Origin of the sequence: Roseateles aquatilis, from assembly GCF_002205645.1 — a bacterium.
GTDB lineage: Bacteria > Pseudomonadota > Gammaproteobacteria > Burkholderiales > Burkholderiaceae_C > Roseateles > Roseateles aquatilis.
This window is the reverse complement of the sequence record NZ_NIOF01000035.1, coordinates 1-2,633: the sequence shown is the minus strand read 5'-3', so window position 1 is coordinate 2,633 and position 2,633 is coordinate 1. Positions and strand designations below refer to the sequence as shown.

The window sequence follows — 2,633 nt, the reverse complement described above, 5'->3', positions numbered from 1 at the left end:
TCGCGGCGTTCCTCAGCTTGGTCTTGCTCAGCGGTTTGTCGATTGGCATAAATGCTCCGGGGTCGGGTCATGTTATGCCTCGCACACAAAATTCAGGACAGGTCCGGCGGTCGCCGTGTCCTACTGGTTGAACGGCAAGCAGTTGGCCAAAGCGGAGTTCGCCGATCCCGTCGACCTGCATGCATCGTTCTTGTACCTCTCCCGAGGAACAAGGCCGACGGACAACAACGCGCTGTTCCGGCGTGACGGCTCCGTACTCGGCTCCTACGTCCACGCGATGGGCGTCCCAGGCGCGCCGATCAGCGAATCGCTCTTTGACGACCTGATGCGGTCGAGCTTGTGGTTTCACCCCTCGCTGGGCGACTTCTCGCTACTGGCGCTGACGTCCGGGACCGAGGTCCGCGTGATCGCGACGCGGGGCGATTCAAGCACGCTGGATGAAGATCGAATCCTCCCGCGCGCGAGCATCGACGCCGTGTTGATCGAGGCAGGCTCGTTTCTTGGCGCTATTGCCGACAGGGTCGTCGGTAACTCAGGCCCTCAAACATCCTCACACACATACTTGAACTGCAAGTAATCCTCCAGCCCCTGCCGCGATCCCTCGCGGCCGTAGCCGGAGTCCTTGATGCCGCCGAACGGCGCGCTCTCCGACGCGATGGCCCCGGCGTTGACGCCGACGATGCCGCTCTCCAGCGCGTCGGAGACACGTCGGATGCGCGCCGGATCGCGCGAGTAGAAGTAGGCCGCCAGGCCGAACGGCGTGTCGTTGGCCAGCGCGACGACGGCCGTCTCGTCGCGGAAGCGGGTCACCGGCACCACGGGACCGAAGGTCTCCTCGACGGTGCAGGCCATCGTGCCGTCGACGTCCACCAGCACCGTCGGCGCGAAGTAGTTGGGACCGGGTCGATCCTCGTCCCGCACGCGGTCCCCGCCCACCATCACGCGGGCGCCGCGGGCCTGGGCGTCCTGGACATGCCGTTCGATCTTGTCGACCGCGCGGCCGTTGATCATCGGACCGATCTGCGACGCCGGGTCGCTCGCGGGCCCCACCCGCAGCGCGGCCACACGCGCGCAGAGGCGACCGACGAAGGCATCGTGCACGCGGTCGTGCACGTAGACCCGATTCGGGCACACGCAGGTCTGGCCGCCATTGCGGAACTTCGCCGCCATCAGCCCTTCCACCGCGGCGTCGAGGTCGGCGTCCTCGAAGACGATGAACGGCGCGTTGCCGCCCAGCTCCAGCGACAGGCGCTTGAGCGTGCCGGCGGACTCGCGCGCCAGGTGCTTGCCCACTGGCGTCGAGCCGGTGAAGGTGATCTTGCGCACGCGCGGATCGGCCAGCCATTCGTCGACGACCTCGGCGGCACGTCCGCGCGAGGCGGTCACGAGGTTCACCACACCGTGCGGCAGGCCGGCTTCCTCCAGCAGCTTGATCAGCGCCAGCGAGGTCAACGGCGTGTCCTCCGCCGGCTTGGCCACCACGGTGCAACCGGCCGCCAGCGCCGGCGCGATCTTGCGCGCGATCATCGCGGCGGGGAAGTTCCACGGCGTGATCGCGGCGACCACGCCCACCGGCTCCTTCACCGCCAGCATCCGCCGACGCGGCGACGGCGAAGGGATCTGGTCCCCATGCATCCGCACCGCCTCCTCGGCGAACCACTCGACATAACTGGCCGCGTAGGCGACCTCGCCGCGCCCCTCGGCCAAGGGCTTGCCCTGCTCGCGCGAGATCAGGCGGGCCAGGTCCTCCTGGTTGGCCATGATCAGGTCATGCCAGTGGCGCAGCAGCCGCGACCGCTCGCGCGGCGCCAGCGCCCGCCAGGCGGGCCCCGCGGCAAACGCGGCGTCGACCGCCGCCCGCGCATCCGCCGCGCCGCTGTCGGGCACGCGCGCGAAGTCGAGGTCCAGCGCCGGGTCGCTCACGGCCAGCACGCGGCCGTCGAGGCCGTCGCGCCAGCGGGCGTCGATGAAGTTCTGGGCACGCAGCAGGTCGGGACGGTTGAGCGTCAGGGACATGGGCAACTCCAAGGCGTCGGTCGACGGGACGGGGGGACGGATCCGGGTCACGCGCGGGCGATCAGGGCCGCGATGGCCTCGCCCATCTCGGTCGTGGAAGCACGGCCGCCGAGGTCGGCCGTGCGCGGCCCTTCGCGCAACACCTGCTCGATGGCGGCCACGATCGCGTCGTGCGCGGCCGTCTCGCCCAGGAACTGCAACATCAGCGCCGCCGACCAGATCATCGCGACCGGGTTGGCGATGTTGTGGCCGTAAATGTCCGGCGCGGAGCCATGGACCGGCTCGAACAGCGACGGGAAGCTGCGCTCCGGATTCAGGTTGGCCGACGGCGCCAGACCGATCGTGCCGGTCGTCGCGGGACCCAGGTCCGACAGGATGTCGCCGAACAGGTTGGACGCCACCACCACGTCGAAACGCCCCGGCTGCAGCACGAAACGCGCGCTGAGGATGTCGATGTGCTGCTTGTCCACCTTGACCGACGGATAGCCGGCACCGACCGCGTCGGCGCGACCGTCCCACCACGGCATCGAGATCGCGATGCCGTTGCTCTTGGTCGCCACCGTCAGGTGCTTGCGATCGCGGGCCTGCGCCAGCTCGAAGGCGTACTTGAGCACGCG

Annotated in this window: 3 protein-coding genes; 1 reads left to right on the top strand and 2 read right to left on the bottom strand. The window is 69.2% G+C overall.

What is annotated here, in order from left to right; all coding sequences use genetic code 11:
• Window positions 1–577 (top strand): hypothetical protein (locus CDN99_RS28555; RefSeq protein WP_238139742.1); only part of this gene is annotated, 577 nt, incomplete at its 5' end.
• On the opposite strand, the gene CDN99_RS27890 is transcribed toward CDN99_RS28555, so the two are convergent.
• Entirely contained in the window at window positions 541–2,016 is a 1,476-nt protein-coding gene (locus tag CDN99_RS27890; protein ID WP_088388936.1) for an NAD-dependent succinate-semialdehyde dehydrogenase, read from the bottom strand. The genes CDN99_RS28555 and CDN99_RS27890 overlap by 37 nt on opposite strands.
• 47 nt (window positions 2,017–2,063) lie before the next feature.
• Window positions 2,064–2,633: isocitrate/isopropylmalate family dehydrogenase (locus CDN99_RS27885; RefSeq protein WP_141101034.1), on the bottom strand; the 570-nt coding region annotated here is incomplete at its 5' end.

What these genes read in the sequence shown, in the direction of transcription:
- CDN99_RS27890 (WP_088388936.1), bottom strand. Translation starts at nt 2,016, where the DNA reads ATGTCCCTGACGCTCAACCGTCCCGACCTGCTGCGTGCCCAGAACTTC.